The sequence below is a fragment of the Nitrococcus mobilis Nb-231 genome (assembly GCF_000153205.1).
GTDB classification, from domain to species: Bacteria; Pseudomonadota; Gammaproteobacteria; order Nitrococcales; family Nitrococcaceae; genus Nitrococcus; species Nitrococcus mobilis.
The window spans coordinates 1,641,054-1,658,543 of record NZ_CH672427.1 but is presented as its reverse complement, the minus strand read 5'-3'; the positions used below and the strand labels follow the sequence as shown (position 1 = coordinate 1,658,543).

The following is a 17,490-nucleotide window of genomic DNA, read 5'->3' as shown; positions in this document are numbered from 1 at the left end:
ACGATAGGACGATTGACCATGGCTTTGGTTAAGGCAAAACCGACATCGCCAGGCCGGCGCTTCGCGGTGCAGGTCAAGGACAAGAATCTGCACCAGGGCGAGCCCTACGCCCCGCTCGTACGTAAGCTATCTAAGACGGGCGGTCGTAATAACGCTGGGCGTATTACTACGCGACACCGGGGAGGGGGCCATAAGCGGCGCTATCGCACAATCGATTTCCGGCGCGACAAGGATGGCATTGTTGGCCGCGTCGAGCGCTTGGAATACGACCCCAATCGCAGTGCCAATATTGCTTTAGTTCTTTATCGTGATGGCGAACGACGGTATATTATCGCACCTCGCCGGCTTGAGATCGGCGCGCAAATCGTCTCGGGTACCGATGCGCCCATTAAGCTCGGCAATGCGTTACCGCTGCGCAACATTCCGCTAGGTACACAAGTGCACTGTGTGGAGATGCGCCCAGGTAAAGGGGCGCAACTTGCGCGGGCCGCGGGTTCTGCGGTACAGCTTGTGGCGCGGGCGGGAGCTTATGCCACCCTGCGGCTTCGCTCCGGGGAAATGCGTAGGGTACCGGCCGATTGCAAGGCCACGGTTGGAGAGGTCGGCAATGCTGAACACTCGCTGCGCTCGTTGGGCAAGGCGGGGGCGCAGCGCTGGCGCGGTAAGCGGCCGCAGGTGCGTGGTGTGGCCATGAACCCGGTTGATCACCCACATGGGGGCGGAGAAGGGCGCACCTCGGGGGGGCGGCATCCGGTAACGCCCTGGGGTGTGCCGACCAAGGGTCATAAAACCCGCAGTAACAAACGGACCGATCGTTTCATAGTCCGGCGCCGCAAGTCGTAACAGTTTCGGCGTATAGATCACATGTGGAATCCCTTACCTCGCATAGTCGCAAACCCTTGAGGCTAGGGCGGGAGGATACGCCAAAGGCGTGTGGTGCGCAGACGACGGTTCGGGTTTTGTCCGTACCTATCAAGGGTTGCTGGTATAGGACAGCGGGGGTTTTGATGCGCGTATTTCGTGGTATTGGCAAAACAGGTGGATGAAGCATGCCGCGGTCGATCAAAAAAGGTCCATTCGTTGACGTCCACCTTTTAAGAAAGGTGGAGGCGGCAAGCGCGAGTCGTAGCAAGCGGCCAATCAAAACGTGGTCGCGCCGCTCCATGGTCGTTCCGGATATGGTTGGCCTGACGATTGCGGTTCACAACGGGCGCCAGCACGTGCCAGTGTTGATCAACGAGAATATGGTTGGGCACAAGCTTGGTGAGTTTGCCTCGACGCGAATGTTTCGAGGTCATGCGGCTGATAGAAAAGCCAAGAGGTAATCCATGGCAACGGCGGCTAAGTTGCGATACTCCTTGATCTCGCCGCAGAAGGCTCGGCTGGTGGCGGATCAAATACGCGGATTACCCGTTGCGCAGGCACTTCAGATGCTGGAGTTCAGCTCGAAAAAAGCAGCGCGGGTTATCCGGAAGATTTTGGAGTCCGCAATCGCAAATGCAGAGCACAATGAAGGTGCGGATATAGACGAATTGACCGTTGCCCGTGTCTTCGTTGATGAGGGGCCTATGTATAAGCGAATACAGCCGCGGGCCAAGGGACGGGCGAATCGCATTCGTAAACGAACCAGTCATATTACGGTGGCTGTGGCGGAGCAATGAGTCGAGGAACCCCCTATGGGTCATAAGGTACATCCGACGGGCTTCCGTCTCGGTATCACTGAAGAATGGCGTTCAATGTGGTATGCGGACAGCGCCAATTTCGGTGATTATCTGAACACGGATTTGAAAGTCCGTAATTTTATCAAGCATAAACTTGCACACGCATCGATCAGCAAAATCAAGATCGAGCGCCCTGCAAAGAATGCCCTGATCACGATCTACACGGCACGGCCTGGGATTGTCATCGGCAAGAAAGGTGCTGATATTGAGGCGCTGCGAGTTCGGTTGGCCCGGATGATGGATATTCCGGTGCACGTGAATATTGAGGAGATCCGTAAACCCGAGCTCGACGCTCAGCTTGTGGCCGAAAACGTAGCGCAGCAACTCGAACGCCGTATTATGTTCCGCCGTGCCATGAAGCGTGCAGTCGGTAATGCCATGCGCTTGGGTGGTCAGGGCATCAGAATTCAAGTGTCTGGCCGACTTAACGGCGCCGAGATTGCGCGAACGGAATGGTATCGGGAAGGGCGAGTGCCGTTACATACTCTGCGGGCTGATATCGATTATGGCTTGGCCCATGCGAAGACAACTTATGGTGTCATCGGGGTTAAGGTGTGGATCTTCAAGGGTGAGATTCTGGATACGGATAGCGTGCCCGGCTCGACAGCCCGCAAGGCACGTGCCAGCTAGCTGAATCTGAGGTAGGAATTGTATGTTACAGCCCAAGCGAACGAAATTTCGCAAACAGCAAAAAGGCCGTAACAGGGGTATGGCAATGCGTGGCAACACGGTCGCTTTCGGTGAGTACGGGCTCAAAGCGCTGACCCGAGGGCCGATCACGGCACGCCAGATCGAGGCAGCGCGGCGTGCCATTAACCGTCATGTGAAGCGTGGTGGCAAGATCTGGATTCGGATATTCCCGGATAAGCCAATTACCTCTAAGCCACTCGAAGTCCGACAGGGCAAAGGCAAGGGTAATGTCGATCATTGGGCGTGTCCGATCCGACCGGGCCGTGTGCTCTATGAAATCGAAGGCGTAACTGAGGATGTGGCGCGTGAGGCATTTCGCCGCGCGGCTGCGAAGTTACCGGTGCAGACCGCGTTTGTCCAGCGAACGGTGTTGGGATGAAAGTAAGCGAACTGCGTGGGAAGTCCATTGCCGAGTTGCAAAATGAGCTGTTCGAGCGCCGCAAAGAGCAATTCAATTTGCGCATGCAACAGGCAAGTGGTCAACTTACCCGGCCTGATCAGATGAAAAAAGTTCGCCGCGACATTGCGCGAATCAAAACCGTGCAGAATGAAAAGGCGAGGATCAGCGATACGCCATGACTGAACGGAAAACGGCTAAACGGACGGTGAACGGCCGAGTAGTTAGCAATCGGATGGACAAAACAGTCACGATTGTGGTTGAGCGCCTTATCCGCCATTCCCTGTATGGGAAATACATTCGCCGCAGTACGAAACTGCATGCCCATGATGAAGACAATAGCTGTCAGCTCGGCGATTGGGTGGCGGTTGAGGAATGCCGGCCGATGTCGAAGATTAAATCGTGGCGGCTGGTGAAAATTATCGAGCGAGCGGCCGAGTGAACCGACTCAACGAGTCGCTGTTCGAAAGGTCGAGCTTCCGGATAACGGGTAAGTCACCATGATTCAAATGCAGACGACATTGAATGCGGCCGATAACAGTGGTGCTCGGCGGCTTCAGTGTATAAAAGTGTTGGGCGGTTCACGCCGGAGATATGCCCAAATCGGTGACATCATCAAAGTCAGCGTTAAGGATGCGATTCCGCGCGGGCGAGTCAAAAAAGGCGAGGTATACAACGCCGTCGTTGTTCGTACCCGGCATGGGGTGCGCCGCCCTGATGGCTCGGTCATTCGGTTCGATAGCAATGCGGCTGTTCTACTAAATAATCAATTACAGCCGATTGCAACACGTGTGTTCGGCCCAGTGACTCGCGAGCTCCGCAGCGAACGATTCATGCGCATTATTTCGCTGGCGCCGGAAGTGTTATGACCGTTAGGGCTTTGGTTGGGCTGGGTTGGCCTGTTTTCGACGGTAGTCAGGCCGAGGCCGACGGTTGTTGGATGGGTCGGGTCCATACAGAGGGCCCAAAGCACCGTTTGTTCCTGGGCGATAAGACGCAGTGCGAACGTTGACCACGTAGGACAAACCAATGAGACGCATCAGGCGAAATGATGAAGTCGTTGTGATTGCCGGTAAGGATAAGGGGCGGCGAGGGACGGTTTTGCGGGTTCTGCCGAAGGTAAACAAGGTGGTCGTTGCCAACATCAATAAAGTGAAAAAACACCAGAAGGGAAATCCACGTACCGGCAGCGCGGGCGGTATCCTCGAACAGGAAAAGCCGTTACATCTGTCCAATGTAGCGCTCTATAACCCCGGCACCGGTAAGGCTGACCGCGTTGGGATTCGCACTTTGGAGGACGGACGTAAAGTTCGTTACTTCAAGTCGACTAGCGAAATCGTTGAACTGTAAGGTGCCCTGATGGCAAGGCTGCGAGAGCTCTACCGGAGTGAAATTGTCCGGACCCTCATGGATCGGTTCGGTTATGACAACATCATGGCCGTGCCACGGCTGGTTAAAATCACCATTAATATGGGCTTGGGCGAGGCCGTTCGCGACAAGAAGGTGCTTGAATTCGCAGAAAAGGAGCTTGCGTTGATTTCTGGGCAGAAACCGGTAATCACTTATGCTCGCAAGTCGGTAGCAGGCTTTAAGATACGCGAAGGATGGCCGATTGGCCTGAAGGTTACTTTGCGCCGAGAGCGGATGTACGAGTTTCTCGACCGTTTTATTAATGTTGCAGCCCCCCGAATCCGTGATTTCCGCGGCTTTTCGCCGCGCGCCTTCGATGGCCGTGGTAACTACAACCTCGGCGTGCGTGAACAAATTATTTTCCCTGAGATTGAATACGACCGAGTAGATGCGACACGGGGAATGGACATCGCTTTTACAACAACGGCGAGGACTGACGCAGAAGCTCAAGGTCTACTCGAGAGTTTCAATTTTCCGCTTCGCCGCTAAGTGAGGCTCGACCATGGCAAAAGTTTCCTTGATTGAGCGCGAGCGTAAACGCGAGCGGCTCTACCATAGGTATGCCAAGCAGCGCCTGGCGCTCAAGATAATTATCAGGGATCCCGGCAGCACCCCCGAGGATCGCCAGTCGGCGCAGCTTAAGCTGCAGGGGTTACCCCGGAATGCGAGCCCGGTGCGGCAGCGGAATCGCTGTAACATTACCGGGCGGCCGCGGGGCTATTACCGCAAATTTGGCCTGGCGCGCAATAAGCTACGCGAGGCGGCTATGGCCGGTGAAATTCCCGGTCTGGTCAAGGCAAGCTGGTAAGTCCGCGCAATATAACCATGATGTTGGGAGTCAGGTAACGACAGCATGAGCATGACCGACCCGATCGCGGATATGTTGACACGGATCCGCAATGGCCAGACGGCGGAAAAGGCCGAAGTCAATATGCCCGCCTCTAAGCTAAAGGCGTCCATTTGCCGCGTGCTTAAGGAGGAAGGCTATATCGAGGACTTCCGAGTTGACGGCGACGCAAAGAAACCAACCTTGAGCGTTCGGCTGCGCTACTACCAAGGGCGGCCGGTGATCGAGGAGTTGCAGCGAGTCAGTCGACCGGGCCTCAGACGGTTCGAGGGCAAGCGGACATTACCAACGGTTCGGGGTGGGCTGGGTACCGCCATCATCTCGACCTCGCAGGGTGTCATGACGGATCGTGCAGCTCGTGCGGCCGGTCAAGGCGGCGAAGTGTTGTGTGTAGTATTTTAATCACGAGATCCAACTGTCATGTCCCGAGTCGCTAAGAGTCCAATAACGATTCCCGCCGGCGTGAGCGTCGAGCTGGAGGATCGATTATTCAAAGTCAAGGGCCCGTTGGGCACGCTGCAGCATCAGGTTCACCCCTGGGTCGATGTTAAGGAGGAGAACGATCGGCTTTGCCTGGTCCCGAACAAGCAGCGTCAGGATGCCTGGGCACTGGCCGGCACGACCCGTGCTTTGCTCTATAATATGGTGCTTGGCGTCAGCCAGGGATTCGAGCGTAGGCTCCAACTGGTGGGTGTGGGCTACCGGGCGCAAGCGCAGGGTAATAACCTCAATCTAACACTTGGTTTCTCGTTTCCTGTGGACTATCCGGTGCCGAAGGGCGTGACCATCGAGACGCCGACTCAGACCGAAATCCAGATTAAAGGGATCGACAAGCAGCAGGTCGGGCAAGTCGCGGCGAACATTCGCCGTCTGCGGCCTTTGGAGCCGTACAAGGGTAAGGGTGTGCGATACACCGACGAGCCGGTCGTGTTGAAGGAAGCCAAGAAAAAGTAAGGTAACGAGGCGGGCATGGACAAAAAGGTTGCACGTCAAAGACGCGCCCGTAGGGCCCGCGTCAAGATTCGAGAATTTGGTGCTTATCGGCTGTGTGTGTACCGTACACCGCGGCATACCTACGCCCAGATTATTGCGCCGGCAGCCGATCGAACGCTGGTCGCGGCTTCTACTCTGGAGAAGGCGATTAACGGAACGCTGCGTAGCGGCGGGAACATTGAGGCCGCTAAAGTGGTGGGGCGTATGATCGCCGAGCGTGCCCAGGCGGCGGGCGTGAATACAGTTGCATTCGACCGCTCCGGGTTCAGGTTTCACGGCCGGGTCAAAGCACTCGCTGAGGCGGCCCGCGAGGCGGGTTTGAAGTTCTGAGGCAGTATTGATAACGGTGCGCCGGCGATAGTGCCCGGCCCAGCGTAGGGGTTGCGCCCAGGGCGACCTCGCTGATGATAGAGGCGGTAAATATGGCGACGAGCGGCGAAGCGAGTGGTGAGGGCCTGCGGGAGAAGCTGATTTCGATTAACCGGGTGGCGAAAGTCGTCAAAGGTGGCCGGCAATTTGGTTTCACTGCGTTGACGGTGGTGGGCGATGGCCAAGGTTCCGTGGGTTTTGGCTACGGCAAGGCGCGCGAGGTGCCGCTCGCTATCCAAAAGGCGATGGAAAAGGCTCGTAAGAGCATGCGCAAAGCGCATCTCAACGGTGCGACCTTGCAGTATCCGGTGACCGCGAATCATGGCGCTAGCAAGGTTTTCATGCAACCAGCCTCCGAGGGTACTGGAATTATCGCAGGTGGTGCGATGCGCGCGGTCTTTGAAGTTGTGGGCGTGCAGGATGTATTGGCAAAGACGATCGGCTCACGTAATCCGGTCAATGTTGTACGCGCCACGATCAAGGCGCTGGCATGCAGCAGCGCGCCGGAACAGGTCGCTGCCAAGCGCGGTAAACAGGTGGAAGAGATTCTGAGTTGAACATGGCGCAGAATAAGCAGTTCAAAGTCACCCTGGTGCGTAGCCCCAATGGCCGGTTGAGTCGGCACAAAGCGTGTATCGCGGGATTGGGTTTGCGCCGAATTCACCAAACGGTAATGGTAACCGATACTCCGCAGAACCGGGGCATGATTCGCAAGGTTTCTTATATGCTCAAGGTGGAGGACGCCTGACTATGCGGCTGAATACGATCAAGCCGGCACAAGGCAGTCGGCCGGGGCGTTACCGGGTCGGCCGGGGAACGGCATCGGGTAATGGTAAGACGGCTGGGCGTGGGCATAAGGGCCAGCATTCGCGTTCCGGTGGGTTCCACAAGGTCGGTTTCGAGGGGGGGCAGATGCCCCTGCAGCGGCGTGTTCCCAAGGTTGGGTTCCGGTCGCGCCGTGGCCGTTTCAGTGCCGAGGTTCGGCTCTCCGAGCTGAAGTATCTCGCCACGGATACGGTTGATTTATCGGCGTTGAAGGCGGCGAATGTGGTGCCGCAGCACGCACGCTGCGTCAAGATCATCGCTTCCGGGGACGTGGAGCGTGCCTATGTCGTGCGTGGGGTGGCTGTGACCAAAGGCGCGTGCGCGGCGATTGAGAAGGCGGGTGGCAAAGTCGAGGGTTACTAGACGCGCAAGCCATTCCTGTGACGAAATGGATGCAGGATGGCTGGCCGAGATACGCCATGAATACTTCCCTGTAGATGCGTAGGCCGCTCTTTCCCGGCAGTCTACGTTCTCGGCAAGCCGCCTCTGAGTCCCAATCGGGCCAATACGTACGGTAGGATTAACCTTGGCTAGAGCAGCAGCTAATCTGAATTCGCTGGCGGGGTTTGGCCGGCTGACCGAGGTGCGGCAAAGACTGGTCTTTGTGTTGCTCGCGTTGGTTGTCTATCGCTTCGGCGCTCATCTGACCATACCAGGTATCGATCAAGCTGCGCTCGCCGCCATGTTCGAGCGCCAGCAAGGCACGATTCTGGACATGTTCAACATGTTCTCCGGTGGTGCCTTGCGGCGACTGAGTGTGTTTGCGCTTGGTGTCATGCCCTATATTTCGGCCTCGATTATCATGCAACTGATGAGTGCGGTGGTTCCGGCGCTGGAACAAATGCGTAAGGAAGGAGAGCAAGGACGCCGCCAAATTACCAAATACACTCGATACGGAACTTTGTTATTAGCGACATTCCAGGGCGTGGGTATTACGGTTGCGTTGCAGAATCAGGCGGTAGTACTTAGCCCAGGGCCGAGCTTTATATTTATCGGTACTGCTACTCTGGTGACTGGGACCATGTTCCTTATGTGGCTGGGTGAGCAGATTACCGAGCGAGGTATTGGTAACGGTATATCGCTGTTGATCTTTGGGGGTATCGTCGCCGGCTTGCCAAGCGCGCTCGCCGGAACTGTGGAATTGGCGCGCACCGGTGAATTGGGCGTGGGGACCATTTTGTTTTTGTTGACGCTCGCCGTCGCTGTGGTCTGGGTGATCGTTTTTATCGAACGGGGCCAGCGGCGGATCACCGTCAACTACGCGCGGCGGCAACAAGGGCGGCGTTTGTACGCGGCTCAGAGCAGCCATCTACCGCTGAAGCTCAATATGGCGGGTGTCATCCCGCCCATCTTTGCGTCGAGCATCATTTTGTTTCCGGCAACGCTAGGACAGTGGTTCGGATCCTCCGAGGGGCTGTCCTGGCTGAATCGGCTGGGACAAACATTGAGTCCGGGGCAGCCGTTATATATCGCGTTCTACGCTGGGGCGATCGCTTTTTTCTGTTTTTTCTATACGGCGTTGGTTTTTAATTCGAGGGAAACTGCGGATAATTTGAAGAAATCCGGGGCCTTCATCGCGGGTATTCGGCCGGGCGAACAGACTGCACGTTACATTGATAAGGTCATGACGCGGCTTACGCTTGCCGGAGCGATCTACTTGATTGCCGTTTGTCTATTGCCGGAGTTTTTAATTTTGTATTATAATGTACCGTTTTATTTCGGCGGTACATCGTTACTGATCATCGTCGTGGTCATTATGGATTTCATGTCCCAGGTACAGGCGCATCTGCTAAGTCATCAATACGAACCCTTGATGAAGAAGGCTAAGCTGCACGCTCATGGTCGTGCTGGCAGCGGTTTGATGCGCTGATGATTCCGAGCGGTTGCTGGTGCGCGGTGCGCAGAATGCAGTCGGTTGCACGCTGAGGCGGTTGGTTGGGACAGATATCCGCCGTAAAAGCGGGCGGGTGTGGAGGATGAGTGATGAAGGTGCGTGCGTCGGTCAAAAAAATGTGCCGAAACTGTAAGGTGATTCGCCGCAGAGGGACGATACGGGTTATCTGTATCGAGGCCCGGCACAAGCAGCGGCAAGGCTAACCCGTCGATAATGCCGATGATTGGTCTATATGTAGCAGTCGGATCCGATTAGGAGCGAGAGTCTATGGCCCGAATTGCTGGTGTTAACATTCCAGCCAACAAGCATACGGCGATTGCGCTTACTTCCATCTACGGAATTGGACGTAGTTGCGCAGCGGCTATCTGCCGGGCAACGGGTATTGCGCCGGAGTGCAAGATCCAAGAATTGACCGAAGCCGAACTTGAGCATCTACGTGGTGAACTTGGTAAGTACGTAATTGAGGGCGATCTACGCCGCCAGGTGGCGATGGACATCAAGCGGCTAATGGACTTGGGTTGCTACCGCGGGATCCGACATCGACGTGGGCTCTCGGTACGCGGGCAAAGGACGCGGACCAATGCTCGTACACGTAAGGGGCCCAGGCGAGCGATCAGTCGATAAAAGTAAAAGCGCGGATTGCGGATACGAATGCGGGCCATGCTGTCAGTTACCGCCGCTGCGTAATCTTTGGATTTGAATTACACTCGCGGGCTGAGCCGATTTTGCCGCATTGTTTATTGAACGATCTGCAGGCGGTTGGCGGATATCGGCCTGCAATTTAAGGAAAAGATATGGCTAAAGCGAGCAGCCGAACACGCAAGCGCGTCAAACGGACTGTGGTAGACGGTATCGCGCATATTAACGCGTCGTTCAACAACACGATTATCACGCTCACTGATAGGCAAGGTAACGTATTGGCATGGGCCAGTGCCGGTGGCAGCGGTTTTCGCAGCTCCCGCAAGAGCACGCCATTTGCTGCGCAGGTAGCCTCCGAGCGTGCGGGTGAAGCAGCCAAGGACTATGGGTTGAAGAACCTGGAAGTGCGAGTTAAAGGCCCGGGTCCGGGGCGAGAGTCGGCTGTCCGTGCCCTAAATAACGCCGGCTACCGCATCACCAACATCTCGGATGTCACGCCTATTCCGCACAATGGCTGCCGCCCACCTAAAAAGCGGCGTGTTTGAAGATCAAGAGGCATTACAGTAATGGCACGGTATACTGGACCGACCTGCAAGCTCGCTCGGCGCGAGGGTACGGATCTCTTCTTGAAAAGCCGCGTGCGTCCGCTGGACAATAAGTGCAAGCTCGATACTCCACCGGGTCAGCATGGTCAGCGCCGTGGGCGAATCTCCGATTACGGGTTGCAGTTGCGAGAGAAGCAAAAAGTGCGGCGCACGTATGGCGTGTTGGAACGGCAGTTTCGTAAATACTACAAGGAGGCGGATCGCCGTAAAGGGAATACGGGTGAAACTCTTCTGCAGCTGCTTGAGTCGCGACTTGATAATACCGTCTACCGGATGGGTTTCGGTTCCACCCGGGCGGAGGCTCGACAACTCGTCAATCACCGAGCGATTCTGGTCAATGGTCGGGTGAGCAACATTTCCTCGCGTATCCTGAATCCTGGGGATCTCGTCTCCGTCAAGGAGAAAGCAAAGAAGCAGTTGCGGGTGCAAGCCGCGCTTGAGATGGCACAGCAGATCGGTTTGCCGGCATGGGTTGAGGTGGATACTAAACAATTCGAAGGAACGTTCAAACGCATGCCGGATCGAAGTGACTTGTCGGCCGATATCAATGAACATCTTATCGTCGAACTTTATTCCAAGTAAGTGATCAATAAACACCGCGTCGCCGATCGAATCGAGAGGTTGATCCAATGCAGGGTCAGTTCAAGGATTTCTTAAGGCCACGGCTTGTTGGCGTCGAAGCACTAAGCGATCGCCACGCGATGATCACGCTTGAGCCGCTGGAACGGGGGTTTGGTCATACGCTTGGCAACGCACTTAGGCGGGTGCTGCTCTCTTCCATGCCCGGCTATGCCGTGGTCGAGGTGGAGATCGAGGGCGTGCTGCATGAATATACCGCGATCGAAGGCGTTCAGGAGGATGTAGTCGATATCCTTTTGAATCTCAAAAATCTAGCGGTGCGTCTTCATTCCAAGGACACGGCGACATTGCATCTTTCTAAGCAGGGGCCGGGATTGGTCACGGCAGCGGATATCGGAATCGATCACGATGTCGAGATCAAGAATCCGGAGCTCGCGATCGCCAATCTCACCAAAGCGAGTGAGATCAATATGACGTTGCATATTGCACGTGGTCGGGGCTATGAGCCGGTAACGACTCGAGGTGAGCACGACGAGGAGCGTCCCATCGGTCGCCTGCAGTTGGATGCCAGCTATAGTCCTGTGCGACGGGTAGCCTACAATGTCGAAAGCGCTCGGGTTGAGCAGCGCACCGATCTCGACAAATTAGTCATGGATATCGAGACCAACGGAGTGCTCGAGCCGGAAGAGGCTGTTCGTTTTGCTGCTGGGTTGCTACGGGATCAACTGTCCGTCTTCGTTGATCTCGAGGGTGGCGAGGAAGCGGAGGATCAAGAGCGAACGGCGCCGGAGGTCGATCCGGTCCTGCTACGATCAATCGACGATCTGGAGCTTACGGTGCGCTCAGCGAACTGCCTGAAAGCCGAGAATATCCACTGCGTTGGTGATCTGGTTCAGAAAACGGAAGTGGAATTGCTCAAGACCCCAAACCTTGGCAAGAAATCGCTCAATGAAATCAAGGAAGTGCTTGCTCAGCACGGGCTTGCATTGGGTATGCGCTTGGAGAACTGGCCACCGCGTGGTTACGACGATAAAGACCGTGCAATTGGTTAGAATTGGGCTGCTGAGACGAACTTGAATTAATGAAGTTAAGGCGGAGTGGCTGAGCGGGAGCGTTTTCCCCAAAAGTCCGGAATGTTGGCTCGAAAAAGGGAGCTCAGAATATGCGCCATCGTAAAGCTGGGCGTAAGCTTGGCCGCACCAGCAGCCATAGGCAGGCGATGTTCCGTAACATGGCGGCCTCGCTTTTTTACCATGAGGCGATTCGCACCACGCTACCCAAGGCCAAGGAGTTACGGCGGGTAGCGGAACCGCTGCTTACCCTGGCCAAGGAGGATACGGTTGCCAACCGACGCTTGGCATTCTCACGCCTACGTGACAAGGGTGTAGTGAGAAAGCTCTTCGATGAGCTTGGACCGAACTGTCGAGAGCGCCCCGGGGGGTATTTGCGCGTGCTCAAGGCAGGCTTTCGGCCAGGGGATAACGCACCGATGGCATACGTCGAACTGGTAGATCGATTGCAGCCGCAGTCGCCAGCCGCTGAGTCGCCAGCCGCTGAATAGTCGTCCGGCCTGCCTCCGGTTTAGTTAGGAGGGGTACGGGAAAGCGGGTCGGCGAGGCGGTTGGGCCGTGGGACACCTCGTCGGTCAGTACCACCCTGTTGCGGCAATAGCAACGCAGTTAATGTCATGTTCCTGCTGTTCACGGACTTTGGCTGGCGGGGCCCGTATGTTGGGCAGGTGAAGGCCGTGTTGGCGACACGATGCCCGACACATCCCATTATCGATCTGATGCATGATGCAGCAGCCTTTCGGCCACGCGAGGCCGGTTACTTGCTCGCTGCCATCGCGCATTGGATTAAGCCCGCGGCGGTGATTGTGGCAGTCGTCGATCCGGGCGTGGGCACCGAGCGCCGCGCTATTGCCGCCACACTGGATGGTCGCTGGTTTGTTGGTCCTGATAATGGCTTGTTGGCGCCGACTATCAATGCCGCGGCGGTGGATCGACGGGTGTTTGCGTTGCCTATACCGGGCGGCGTTTCGGCAAGTTTCCATGGTCGCGATGTATTCGCTCCGGCGGCTGCCGAGTTGGCCATATGCGGGCGTATCGCTGATCAGTGCGAGATCGTGGATTGGGTCGGACGGGATTTACCTGCGGATACCGATAGGATCGTCTACATTGATGGCTACGGCAATGTGCTAACCGGCCGACGTGCCGCAACGTTGTCGAGGGGCGTGGGCCCTGTAGTTTCAGGTCAGCCTATAATCGAGGCACGCACGTTTGCCGATGTGGCTCCAGGGATAGTATTTTGGTATCGAAACTCACTCGGACTGGTCGAGATCGCGGTCAATCAGGGGAATGCGGCTCAGCGATTTGGTCTGGAAGTGGGCGATTCGCTCTGCTTCCAGACTATTACGTGAGGGACGGTTCGGCAGTGGCGGCAGCACTGGCTCGGCGGCACCAAAGACGCGGCGCGGTTAGGGCAAGCGATTAGCCGATAAGCGATATTACCGGTCGAGGGCGAGGCTACCCCACGCTTTTGCTAGAATGCCACCAGAACCTGAGTTCTCTGATTGCGGGCCGGCGTTTGCCATCCTCTCGTCCCCAAGCACTTAGGAGTGCCTTGTCATGAAAGCACCTGTGCGCGTTGCGGTAACTGGTGCTGCGGGTCAGATCGGTTATAGCCTGTTGTTCCGAATTGCCGCTGGCGAGATGTTCGGCAAGGATCAGCCGGTGATTCTGCAGTTACTCGAAATCACTCCGGCGTTGGAAGTGCTCGAAGGCGTGGTAATGGAGCTCGAGGACTGTGCTTTTCCATTGCTGGCTGGGGTTACGACCAGTGATCAAGCCAAAATTGCGTTTCGGGATGCGCATTTCATCCTATTGATCGGCGCCAAACCACGTGGTCCGGGGATGGAACGCCGGGATCTGCTGGAAGCGAATGCCGCCATCTTCTCCCAGCAAGGCAAGGCGATCGATGCAATGGCGAGCCGCAGCGTTCGGGTGTTGGTTGTGGGTAATCCCGCCAATACCAACGCACTGATCGTACAACGCAACGCCCCGACCATCGCCCCCCGTCGTTTCACTGCTATGACGCGGTTGGATCACAATCGAGCGCTGGCCCAGCTGGCAAGTAAGACGGGCGCCCGCGTCAATGAGTTGCGGCAGATGATTATCTGGGGAAATCATTCATCGACCCAGTATCCGGATATCAGCCAGGCTACGGTTAAAGGACGCCGTGCCAACGGCCTGGTCGATCGGCAGTGGTTGACGCAGGATTTCATACCGACCGTTCAGCAACGTGGTGCGGCCATCATCAGGGCCCGCGGCCAATCCAGCGCGGCCTCGGCGGCGAATGCCATCATTGATCACATGCGTAGTTGGATCCTGGGTACACCGGAAGACGATTGGGTAAGCATGGCGATACTCTCGGACGGCAGCTATGGGATCGCCGAAGGTCTTTTCTTTTCCTTCCCGTGCCGTTGCAGTGCTGGTAACTACCAAGTGGTAGAGGGGTTGGAAATCGATGAATTCAGTCGCACGCGTATGCTCGCTACCGAGCAGGAACTAGCAGAAGAACGCGGCGCGATCAAGCACCTGCTACCATAACAAAGCGCCTATACGGGGCTCGCTGAGTCGCGCGAATCGTGCTGTCGTGCCGCCGGCTTTGCTTGGCCGCAGCGCAAGAGCTGCGCTGCCAGCAGCGGTTTCAAAAAACGCCCCGTGTGGGATTGCGCTGCATTCGCTATATCCTCTGGCGTGCCGGTGGCCACGATTTGGCCACCACCGGTACCTCCTTCAGGGCCGAGATCAATGATCCAGTCAGCCGTTTTGATCACATCCAGGTTGTGTTCGATGACGATCACTGTATTGCCATGATCACGCAGCCGCTGCAGGATTTGCAGCAATTGATTGATGTCGTGGAAATGTAGTCCAGTGGTAGGCTCGTCCAGAATATAGAGGGTCTTACCGGTATCGCGCTTGGATAGCTCTCGCGCCAGTTTGACGCGTTGAGCCTCGCCTCCGGAGAGGGTGGTAGCGCTTTGCCCGAGCTTGATATACCCCAAGCCTACATCCACGAGTGTTTGCAGCTTGCGCTTGATAACGGGCACCGCACCGAAACAATCGAGGGCATCCGCTACGGTGAGCTGCAGAGTTTCATAGATATTGCGGCCTTTGTACTTGATCTCCAGCGTTTCGCGGTTATAGCGCCGGCCTTTGCAAATGTCGCAAGGGACGTAGATATCCGGCAGAAAATGCATCTCGACTCGGAGCATCCCGTCCCCCTGGCAAGCTTCGCAGCGCCCGCCCTTGATGTTAAAGCTGAAGCGGCCTGGACGGTAACCGCGCGAGCGGGCCTCGGCTGTTCCCGCAAAGAGCGCGCGTAGCGGTGCAAGCACTCCGGTATAAGTGGCGGGATTGGAGCGAGGCGTGCGACCGATGGGGCTCTGATCGATGTCGGTGACTTTATCGAATAGTTCCAAGTTGTCGACGCCGTCACACGGCGCCGGCGTCTCGCTAGCCCCATTGAGCTCGCGTGCTGCATAGCGGTACAGCGTATCGTTGATCAAAGTTGATTTTCCGGAACCTGAGACGCCGGTTACGCAGATCATCACTCCAGCCGGAATCTGGACGTCGATTCCGCGCAAATTATTGCCGCGGGCGTTACGTAAACGGACGGTTCGGCTTGGCTCGACGGGCTTGCGTCGGATGGGAACCTCGATGCGGCGGCGACCGCAGAGGTAATCCCCGGTAATCGATTCAAGGCTGCGCTCAATATCGGCGATGCGACCCTGTGCCACGACGCGGCCGCCGTGGGTTCCGGCACCCGGACCAATATCCACAATATGGTCTGCGGTACGAATGGCATCCTCGTCGTGCTCGACCACGATGAGTGTGTTACCGAGATCACGCAACTCCAGCAGCGTTTGCAGCAGCCGCTCATTGTCTCGTTGATGCAGACCGATCGACGGCTCGTCCAGCACGTACATCACCCCAACGAGTCCGGCTCCGATCTGGCTTGCTAGGCGAATGCGCTGGGACTCACCGGCGGAGAGGGTGTTGGCGCTGCGTGCAAGGGTTAGATATTCCAGCCCGACATTAACGAGAAACGACAGCCGCTTTTGAATTTCCTTGCTGATCGGCTCGGCGATCGCCCCTTTACTGCCGGGCAGGGCCAGCTGCTCGAAAAAGGCGAGTGCTTGACCGATAGAACACTCAGCAAGTCCCGGTAGGCTCTGTCCAGCGATGAAGACATGCCGTGCGCCGCGATTGAGGCGGGTGCCGTGGCAGTCCGGACACACGCGCAGGGTGAGGTAATGGGCAAGTTCTTCGCGGACGACGCTGGAGTCGGTCTCGCGATAGCGGCGCTGTATATTCGGGATGATGCCCTCGAAAGAGTGACGGTTGACCTTGTGCCGGCCTTGGGGTGTGCGATAGCGAAATTCGATGCATTCATCGCCGCTGCCGTAGAGTAGGATATCGCGGATTCGCTGTGGGAGGGCACCAAACGGTGTCTCGAGGCCGAAACTGTAATGATCGGCGAGATCGCTGAGCAGTTGGCTGTAATAAACGTTGCGTCGGTCCCAGCCTCGTACCGCACCGCCGGGCAGCGAGAGCTCGGGATGCTGGACGAGCCGCTCGGGATCGAAGAACTGCTGCTGCCCTAGGCCGCTGCAAAGCGCACAAGCCCCTTGCGGATTATTAAAAGAGAACAAGCGCGGCTCGAGTTCGGCCAGAGAGTACCCGCACTGGGGGCAGGCGAAGCAGGCCGAAAAAATCAGCTCATCATCCGCTGAGCCCGCCTCAAGGAGACTGAGCCGTGCGTTGCCACCCGTGAGTTCTAGGCAAGTCTCCACAGAGTCTGCGATACGCGCCGCCTGATCGGGGCGTACCCGAAACCGGTCGACTACGGCCTCGATGGTATGAACGTGCTTGGCATTGAGCCTCGGTAGCTCATCGAGCTCCATTACCTCGCCATCGATTCGGGCGCGGATAAATCCTATCCTGCGCAGCTCTTCCATGACCGCGTAATGCTCACCCTTGCGGCCCTCCACTCGCGGGGCCAGCAGCATGAGCTTGGTTCCTTCGGGAAGGCTCAGAATCTGATCGACCATCTGGCTCACCGTCTGCGCATTGAGCTCAATACCGTGCTCAGGGCAGCAGGGTGTGCCGGCCCGCGCATAGAGCAGACGTAGGTAGTCATAGATTTCGGTCACTGTGCCTACCGTGGAGCGCGGATTATGTGAGCTGGCCTTCTGTTCGATGGAAATGGCCGGTGAGAGACCCTCGATATGATCCACGTCCGGCTTCTGCATTAGGGATAAAAACTGTCTGGCATAGGCCGAGAGCGACTCGACATAGCGTCGCTGGCCCTCAGCAAAGATCGTGTCGAAGGCAAGCGAAGACTTGCCCGAGCCCGAGATGCCGGTGATTACAGTGAGCCGGTCGCGAGGCAGCTCGAGATCGATGCTGCACAGGTTGTGAGTCCGCGCGCCTTGGATTCGAATGGTGTCCATAAAT

27 protein-coding genes are annotated in these 17,490 nt (G+C 56.8%); 26 read left to right on the top strand and 1 reads right to left on the bottom strand.

Going from position 1 to position 17,490, the window contains the following annotated elements; genetic code table 11:
* Positions 1-18: 18 nt before the first annotated feature.
* The 26 genes from rplB to NB231_RS07555 all read left to right on the top strand — a co-directional run bounded on the left by rplB (position 19) and on the right by NB231_RS07555 (position 14,577).
* Positions 19-843, top strand: coding sequence for a 50S ribosomal protein L2 (rplB, locus tag NB231_RS07675; protein ID WP_005001306.1), 825 nt, complete (start codon positions 19-21; stop codon positions 841-843).
* Positions 844-1,049: 206 nt separating this feature from the next.
* Positions 1,050-1,325, top strand: a complete 276-nt coding sequence (gene rpsS / locus NB231_RS07670) for a 30S ribosomal protein S19 (protein WP_005001304.1) — start codon at positions 1,050-1,052, stop codon at positions 1,323-1,325.
* A 3-nt stretch (positions 1,326-1,328) separates the two neighbouring features.
* The gene (rplV, locus tag NB231_RS07665; protein WP_005001301.1) at positions 1,329-1,661 is read left to right on the top strand and encodes a 50S ribosomal protein L22; all 333 of its coding nucleotides are present in this window, start codon (positions 1,329-1,331) and stop codon (positions 1,659-1,661) included.
* 15 nt (positions 1,662-1,676) lie between these two features.
* Positions 1,677-2,351, top strand: coding sequence for a 30S ribosomal protein S3 (rpsC, locus tag NB231_RS07660; protein ID WP_005001298.1), 675 nt, complete (start codon positions 1,677-1,679; stop codon positions 2,349-2,351).
* 22 nt (positions 2,352-2,373) lie between these two features.
* Positions 2,374-2,790: a 50S ribosomal protein L16 gene (gene rplP, locus NB231_RS07655; RefSeq protein WP_005001296.1), complete on the top strand. Its 417-nt coding sequence runs from the start codon at positions 2,374-2,376 to the stop codon at positions 2,788-2,790.
* Positions 2,787-2,990, top strand: a complete 204-nt coding sequence (gene rpmC / locus NB231_RS07650; RefSeq protein ID WP_005001290.1) for a 50S ribosomal protein L29 — start codon at positions 2,787-2,789, stop codon at positions 2,988-2,990. The genes rplP and rpmC overlap by 4 nt, the downstream gene beginning before the upstream one ends.
* Positions 2,987-3,250: a 30S ribosomal protein S17 gene (rpsQ, locus tag NB231_RS07645; RefSeq protein ID WP_040662039.1), complete on the top strand. Its 264-nt coding sequence runs from the start codon at positions 2,987-2,989 to the stop codon at positions 3,248-3,250. Before rpmC ends, rpsQ begins: the two co-directional genes overlap by 4 nt.
* Positions 3,251-3,308: 58 nt before the next feature.
* A complete protein-coding gene (rplN, locus tag NB231_RS07640) occupies positions 3,309-3,677 on the top strand; it encodes a 50S ribosomal protein L14 (RefSeq protein WP_005001276.1) in 369 nt (122 codons plus the stop codon).
* A 160-nt stretch (positions 3,678-3,837) separates the two neighbouring features.
* Entirely contained in the window at positions 3,838-4,158 is a 321-nt protein-coding gene (rplX, locus tag NB231_RS07635; protein WP_005001274.1) for a 50S ribosomal protein L24, read from the top strand.
* A gap of 9 nt (positions 4,159-4,167) precedes the next feature.
* Entirely contained in the window at positions 4,168-4,707 is a 540-nt protein-coding gene (gene rplE, locus NB231_RS07630) for a 50S ribosomal protein L5 (RefSeq protein WP_005001272.1), read from the top strand.
* Between the two features lie 13 nt (positions 4,708-4,720).
* Positions 4,721-5,026 (top strand): 30S ribosomal protein S14, encoded by a 306-nt coding sequence (rpsN, locus tag NB231_RS07625; protein ID WP_005001270.1) that lies wholly within the window; start codon positions 4,721-4,723, stop codon positions 5,024-5,026.
* Between the two features lie 45 nt (positions 5,027-5,071).
* Positions 5,072-5,467, top strand: coding sequence for a 30S ribosomal protein S8 (rpsH, locus tag NB231_RS07620; protein ID WP_005001268.1), 396 nt, complete (start codon positions 5,072-5,074; stop codon positions 5,465-5,467).
* Between the two features lie 18 nt (positions 5,468-5,485).
* The gene (gene rplF, locus NB231_RS07615) at positions 5,486-6,019 is read left to right on the top strand and encodes a 50S ribosomal protein L6 (protein WP_005001266.1); all 534 of its coding nucleotides are present in this window, start codon (positions 5,486-5,488) and stop codon (positions 6,017-6,019) included.
* Between the two features lie 15 nt (positions 6,020-6,034).
* Positions 6,035-6,388, top strand: a complete 354-nt coding sequence (rplR, locus tag NB231_RS07610; RefSeq protein WP_005001264.1) for a 50S ribosomal protein L18 — start codon at positions 6,035-6,037, stop codon at positions 6,386-6,388.
* Between the two features lie 92 nt (positions 6,389-6,480).
* Positions 6,481-6,984, top strand: coding sequence for a 30S ribosomal protein S5 (rpsE, locus tag NB231_RS07605; protein ID WP_005001261.1), 504 nt, complete (start codon positions 6,481-6,483; stop codon positions 6,982-6,984).
* 2 nt (positions 6,985-6,986) lie between these two features.
* The gene (gene rpmD / locus NB231_RS07600; RefSeq protein ID WP_005001259.1) at positions 6,987-7,175 is read left to right on the top strand and encodes a 50S ribosomal protein L30; all 189 of its coding nucleotides are present in this window, start codon (positions 6,987-6,989) and stop codon (positions 7,173-7,175) included.
* 2 nt (positions 7,176-7,177) lie between these two features.
* On the top strand, positions 7,178-7,615 hold the full coding sequence (gene rplO / locus NB231_RS07595; protein WP_005001257.1) for a 50S ribosomal protein L15: 438 nt from the start codon (positions 7,178-7,180) through the stop codon (positions 7,613-7,615).
* Between the two features lie 163 nt (positions 7,616-7,778).
* Positions 7,779-9,122, top strand: a complete 1,344-nt coding sequence (secY, locus tag NB231_RS07590; RefSeq protein WP_040662036.1) for a preprotein translocase subunit SecY — start codon at positions 7,779-7,781, stop codon at positions 9,120-9,122.
* 113 nt (positions 9,123-9,235) lie between these two features.
* Positions 9,236-9,349, top strand: a complete 114-nt coding sequence (gene rpmJ / locus NB231_RS17590; RefSeq protein WP_005001251.1) for a 50S ribosomal protein L36 — start codon at positions 9,236-9,238, stop codon at positions 9,347-9,349.
* A gap of 64 nt (positions 9,350-9,413) precedes the next feature.
* The gene (rpsM, locus tag NB231_RS07585) at positions 9,414-9,770 is read left to right on the top strand and encodes a 30S ribosomal protein S13 (RefSeq protein ID WP_005001249.1); all 357 of its coding nucleotides are present in this window, start codon (positions 9,414-9,416) and stop codon (positions 9,768-9,770) included.
* 170 nt (positions 9,771-9,940) lie between these two features.
* Positions 9,941-10,330 carry a 30S ribosomal protein S11 gene (gene rpsK / locus NB231_RS07580; protein WP_005001247.1) on the top strand — a complete coding sequence of 130 codons (390 nt, stop codon included), beginning with the start codon at positions 9,941-9,943 and terminating at the stop codon, positions 10,328-10,330.
* A gap of 21 nt (positions 10,331-10,351) precedes the next feature.
* Positions 10,352-10,972 (top strand): 30S ribosomal protein S4, encoded by a 621-nt coding sequence (rpsD, locus tag NB231_RS07575; protein WP_005001243.1) that lies wholly within the window; start codon positions 10,352-10,354, stop codon positions 10,970-10,972.
* Between the two features lie 47 nt (positions 10,973-11,019).
* A complete protein-coding gene (locus tag NB231_RS07570) occupies positions 11,020-12,021 on the top strand; it encodes a DNA-directed RNA polymerase subunit alpha (protein ID WP_005001242.1) in 1,002 nt (333 codons plus the stop codon).
* Between the two features lie 110 nt (positions 12,022-12,131).
* On the top strand, positions 12,132-12,530 hold the full coding sequence (gene rplQ / locus NB231_RS07565; protein ID WP_005001241.1) for a 50S ribosomal protein L17: 399 nt from the start codon (positions 12,132-12,134) through the stop codon (positions 12,528-12,530).
* Positions 12,531-12,656: 126 nt separating this feature from the next.
* Positions 12,657-13,388 carry an SAM hydrolase/SAM-dependent halogenase family protein gene (locus NB231_RS07560; protein WP_005001239.1) on the top strand — a complete coding sequence of 244 codons (732 nt, stop codon included), beginning with the start codon at positions 12,657-12,659 and terminating at the stop codon, positions 13,386-13,388.
* A 208-nt stretch (positions 13,389-13,596) separates the two neighbouring features.
* Positions 13,597-14,577 carry a malate dehydrogenase gene (locus tag NB231_RS07555; RefSeq protein ID WP_005001237.1) on the top strand — a complete coding sequence of 327 codons (981 nt, stop codon included), beginning with the start codon at positions 13,597-13,599 and terminating at the stop codon, positions 14,575-14,577.
* An 8-nt stretch (positions 14,578-14,585) separates the two neighbouring features.
* Here the strand turns inward: NB231_RS07555 and uvrA are convergent, their stop codons facing one another.
* The gene (gene uvrA, locus NB231_RS07550; protein ID WP_005001235.1) at positions 14,586-17,486 is read right to left on the bottom strand and encodes an excinuclease ABC subunit UvrA; all 2,901 of its coding nucleotides are present in this window, start codon (positions 17,484-17,486) and stop codon (positions 14,586-14,588) included.
* Positions 17,487-17,490: the final 4 nt, after the last annotated feature.

Coding starts and splice junctions, on each gene's coding strand:
- rplB (WP_005001306.1), top strand. CDS start 19: ATGGCTTTGGTTAAGGCAAAACCGACATCGCCAGGCCGGCGCTTCGCG.
- rpsS (WP_005001304.1), top strand. CDS start 1,050: ATGCCGCGGTCGATCAAAAAAGGTCCATTCGTTGACGTCCACCTTTTA.
- rplV (WP_005001301.1), top strand. CDS start 1,329: ATGGCAACGGCGGCTAAGTTGCGATACTCCTTGATCTCGCCGCAGAAG.
- rpsC (WP_005001298.1), top strand. CDS start 1,677: ATGGGTCATAAGGTACATCCGACGGGCTTCCGTCTCGGTATCACTGAA.
- rplP (WP_005001296.1), top strand. CDS start 2,374: ATGTTACAGCCCAAGCGAACGAAATTTCGCAAACAGCAAAAAGGCCGT.
- rpmC (WP_005001290.1), top strand. CDS start 2,787: ATGAAAGTAAGCGAACTGCGTGGGAAGTCCATTGCCGAGTTGCAAAAT.
- rpsQ (WP_040662039.1), top strand. CDS start 2,987: ATGACTGAACGGAAAACGGCTAAACGGACGGTGAACGGCCGAGTAGTT.
- rplN (WP_005001276.1), top strand. CDS start 3,309: ATGATTCAAATGCAGACGACATTGAATGCGGCCGATAACAGTGGTGCT.
- rplX (WP_005001274.1), top strand. CDS start 3,838: ATGAGACGCATCAGGCGAAATGATGAAGTCGTTGTGATTGCCGGTAAG.
- rplE (WP_005001272.1), top strand. CDS start 4,168: ATGGCAAGGCTGCGAGAGCTCTACCGGAGTGAAATTGTCCGGACCCTC.
- rpsN (WP_005001270.1), top strand. CDS start 4,721: ATGGCAAAAGTTTCCTTGATTGAGCGCGAGCGTAAACGCGAGCGGCTC.
- rpsH (WP_005001268.1), top strand. CDS start 5,072: ATGAGCATGACCGACCCGATCGCGGATATGTTGACACGGATCCGCAAT.
- rplF (WP_005001266.1), top strand. CDS start 5,486: ATGTCCCGAGTCGCTAAGAGTCCAATAACGATTCCCGCCGGCGTGAGC.
- rplR (WP_005001264.1), top strand. CDS start 6,035: ATGGACAAAAAGGTTGCACGTCAAAGACGCGCCCGTAGGGCCCGCGTC.
- rpsE (WP_005001261.1), top strand. CDS start 6,481: ATGGCGACGAGCGGCGAAGCGAGTGGTGAGGGCCTGCGGGAGAAGCTG.
- rpmD (WP_005001259.1), top strand. CDS start 6,987: ATGGCGCAGAATAAGCAGTTCAAAGTCACCCTGGTGCGTAGCCCCAAT.
- rplO (WP_005001257.1), top strand. CDS start 7,178: ATGCGGCTGAATACGATCAAGCCGGCACAAGGCAGTCGGCCGGGGCGT.
- rpmJ (WP_005001251.1), top strand. CDS start 9,236: ATGAAGGTGCGTGCGTCGGTCAAAAAAATGTGCCGAAACTGTAAGGTG.
- rpsM (WP_005001249.1), top strand. CDS start 9,414: ATGGCCCGAATTGCTGGTGTTAACATTCCAGCCAACAAGCATACGGCG.
- rpsK (WP_005001247.1), top strand. CDS start 9,941: ATGGCTAAAGCGAGCAGCCGAACACGCAAGCGCGTCAAACGGACTGTG.
- rpsD (WP_005001243.1), top strand. CDS start 10,352: ATGGCACGGTATACTGGACCGACCTGCAAGCTCGCTCGGCGCGAGGGT.
- NB231_RS07570 (WP_005001242.1), top strand. CDS start 11,020: ATGCAGGGTCAGTTCAAGGATTTCTTAAGGCCACGGCTTGTTGGCGTC.
- rplQ (WP_005001241.1), top strand. CDS start 12,132: ATGCGCCATCGTAAAGCTGGGCGTAAGCTTGGCCGCACCAGCAGCCAT.
- NB231_RS07560 (WP_005001239.1), top strand. CDS start 12,657: ATGTTCCTGCTGTTCACGGACTTTGGCTGGCGGGGCCCGTATGTTGGG.
- NB231_RS07555 (WP_005001237.1), top strand. CDS start 13,597: ATGAAAGCACCTGTGCGCGTTGCGGTAACTGGTGCTGCGGGTCAGATC.
- uvrA (WP_005001235.1), bottom strand. CDS start 17,486: ATGGACACCATTCGAATCCAAGGCGCGCGGACTCACAACCTGTGCAGC.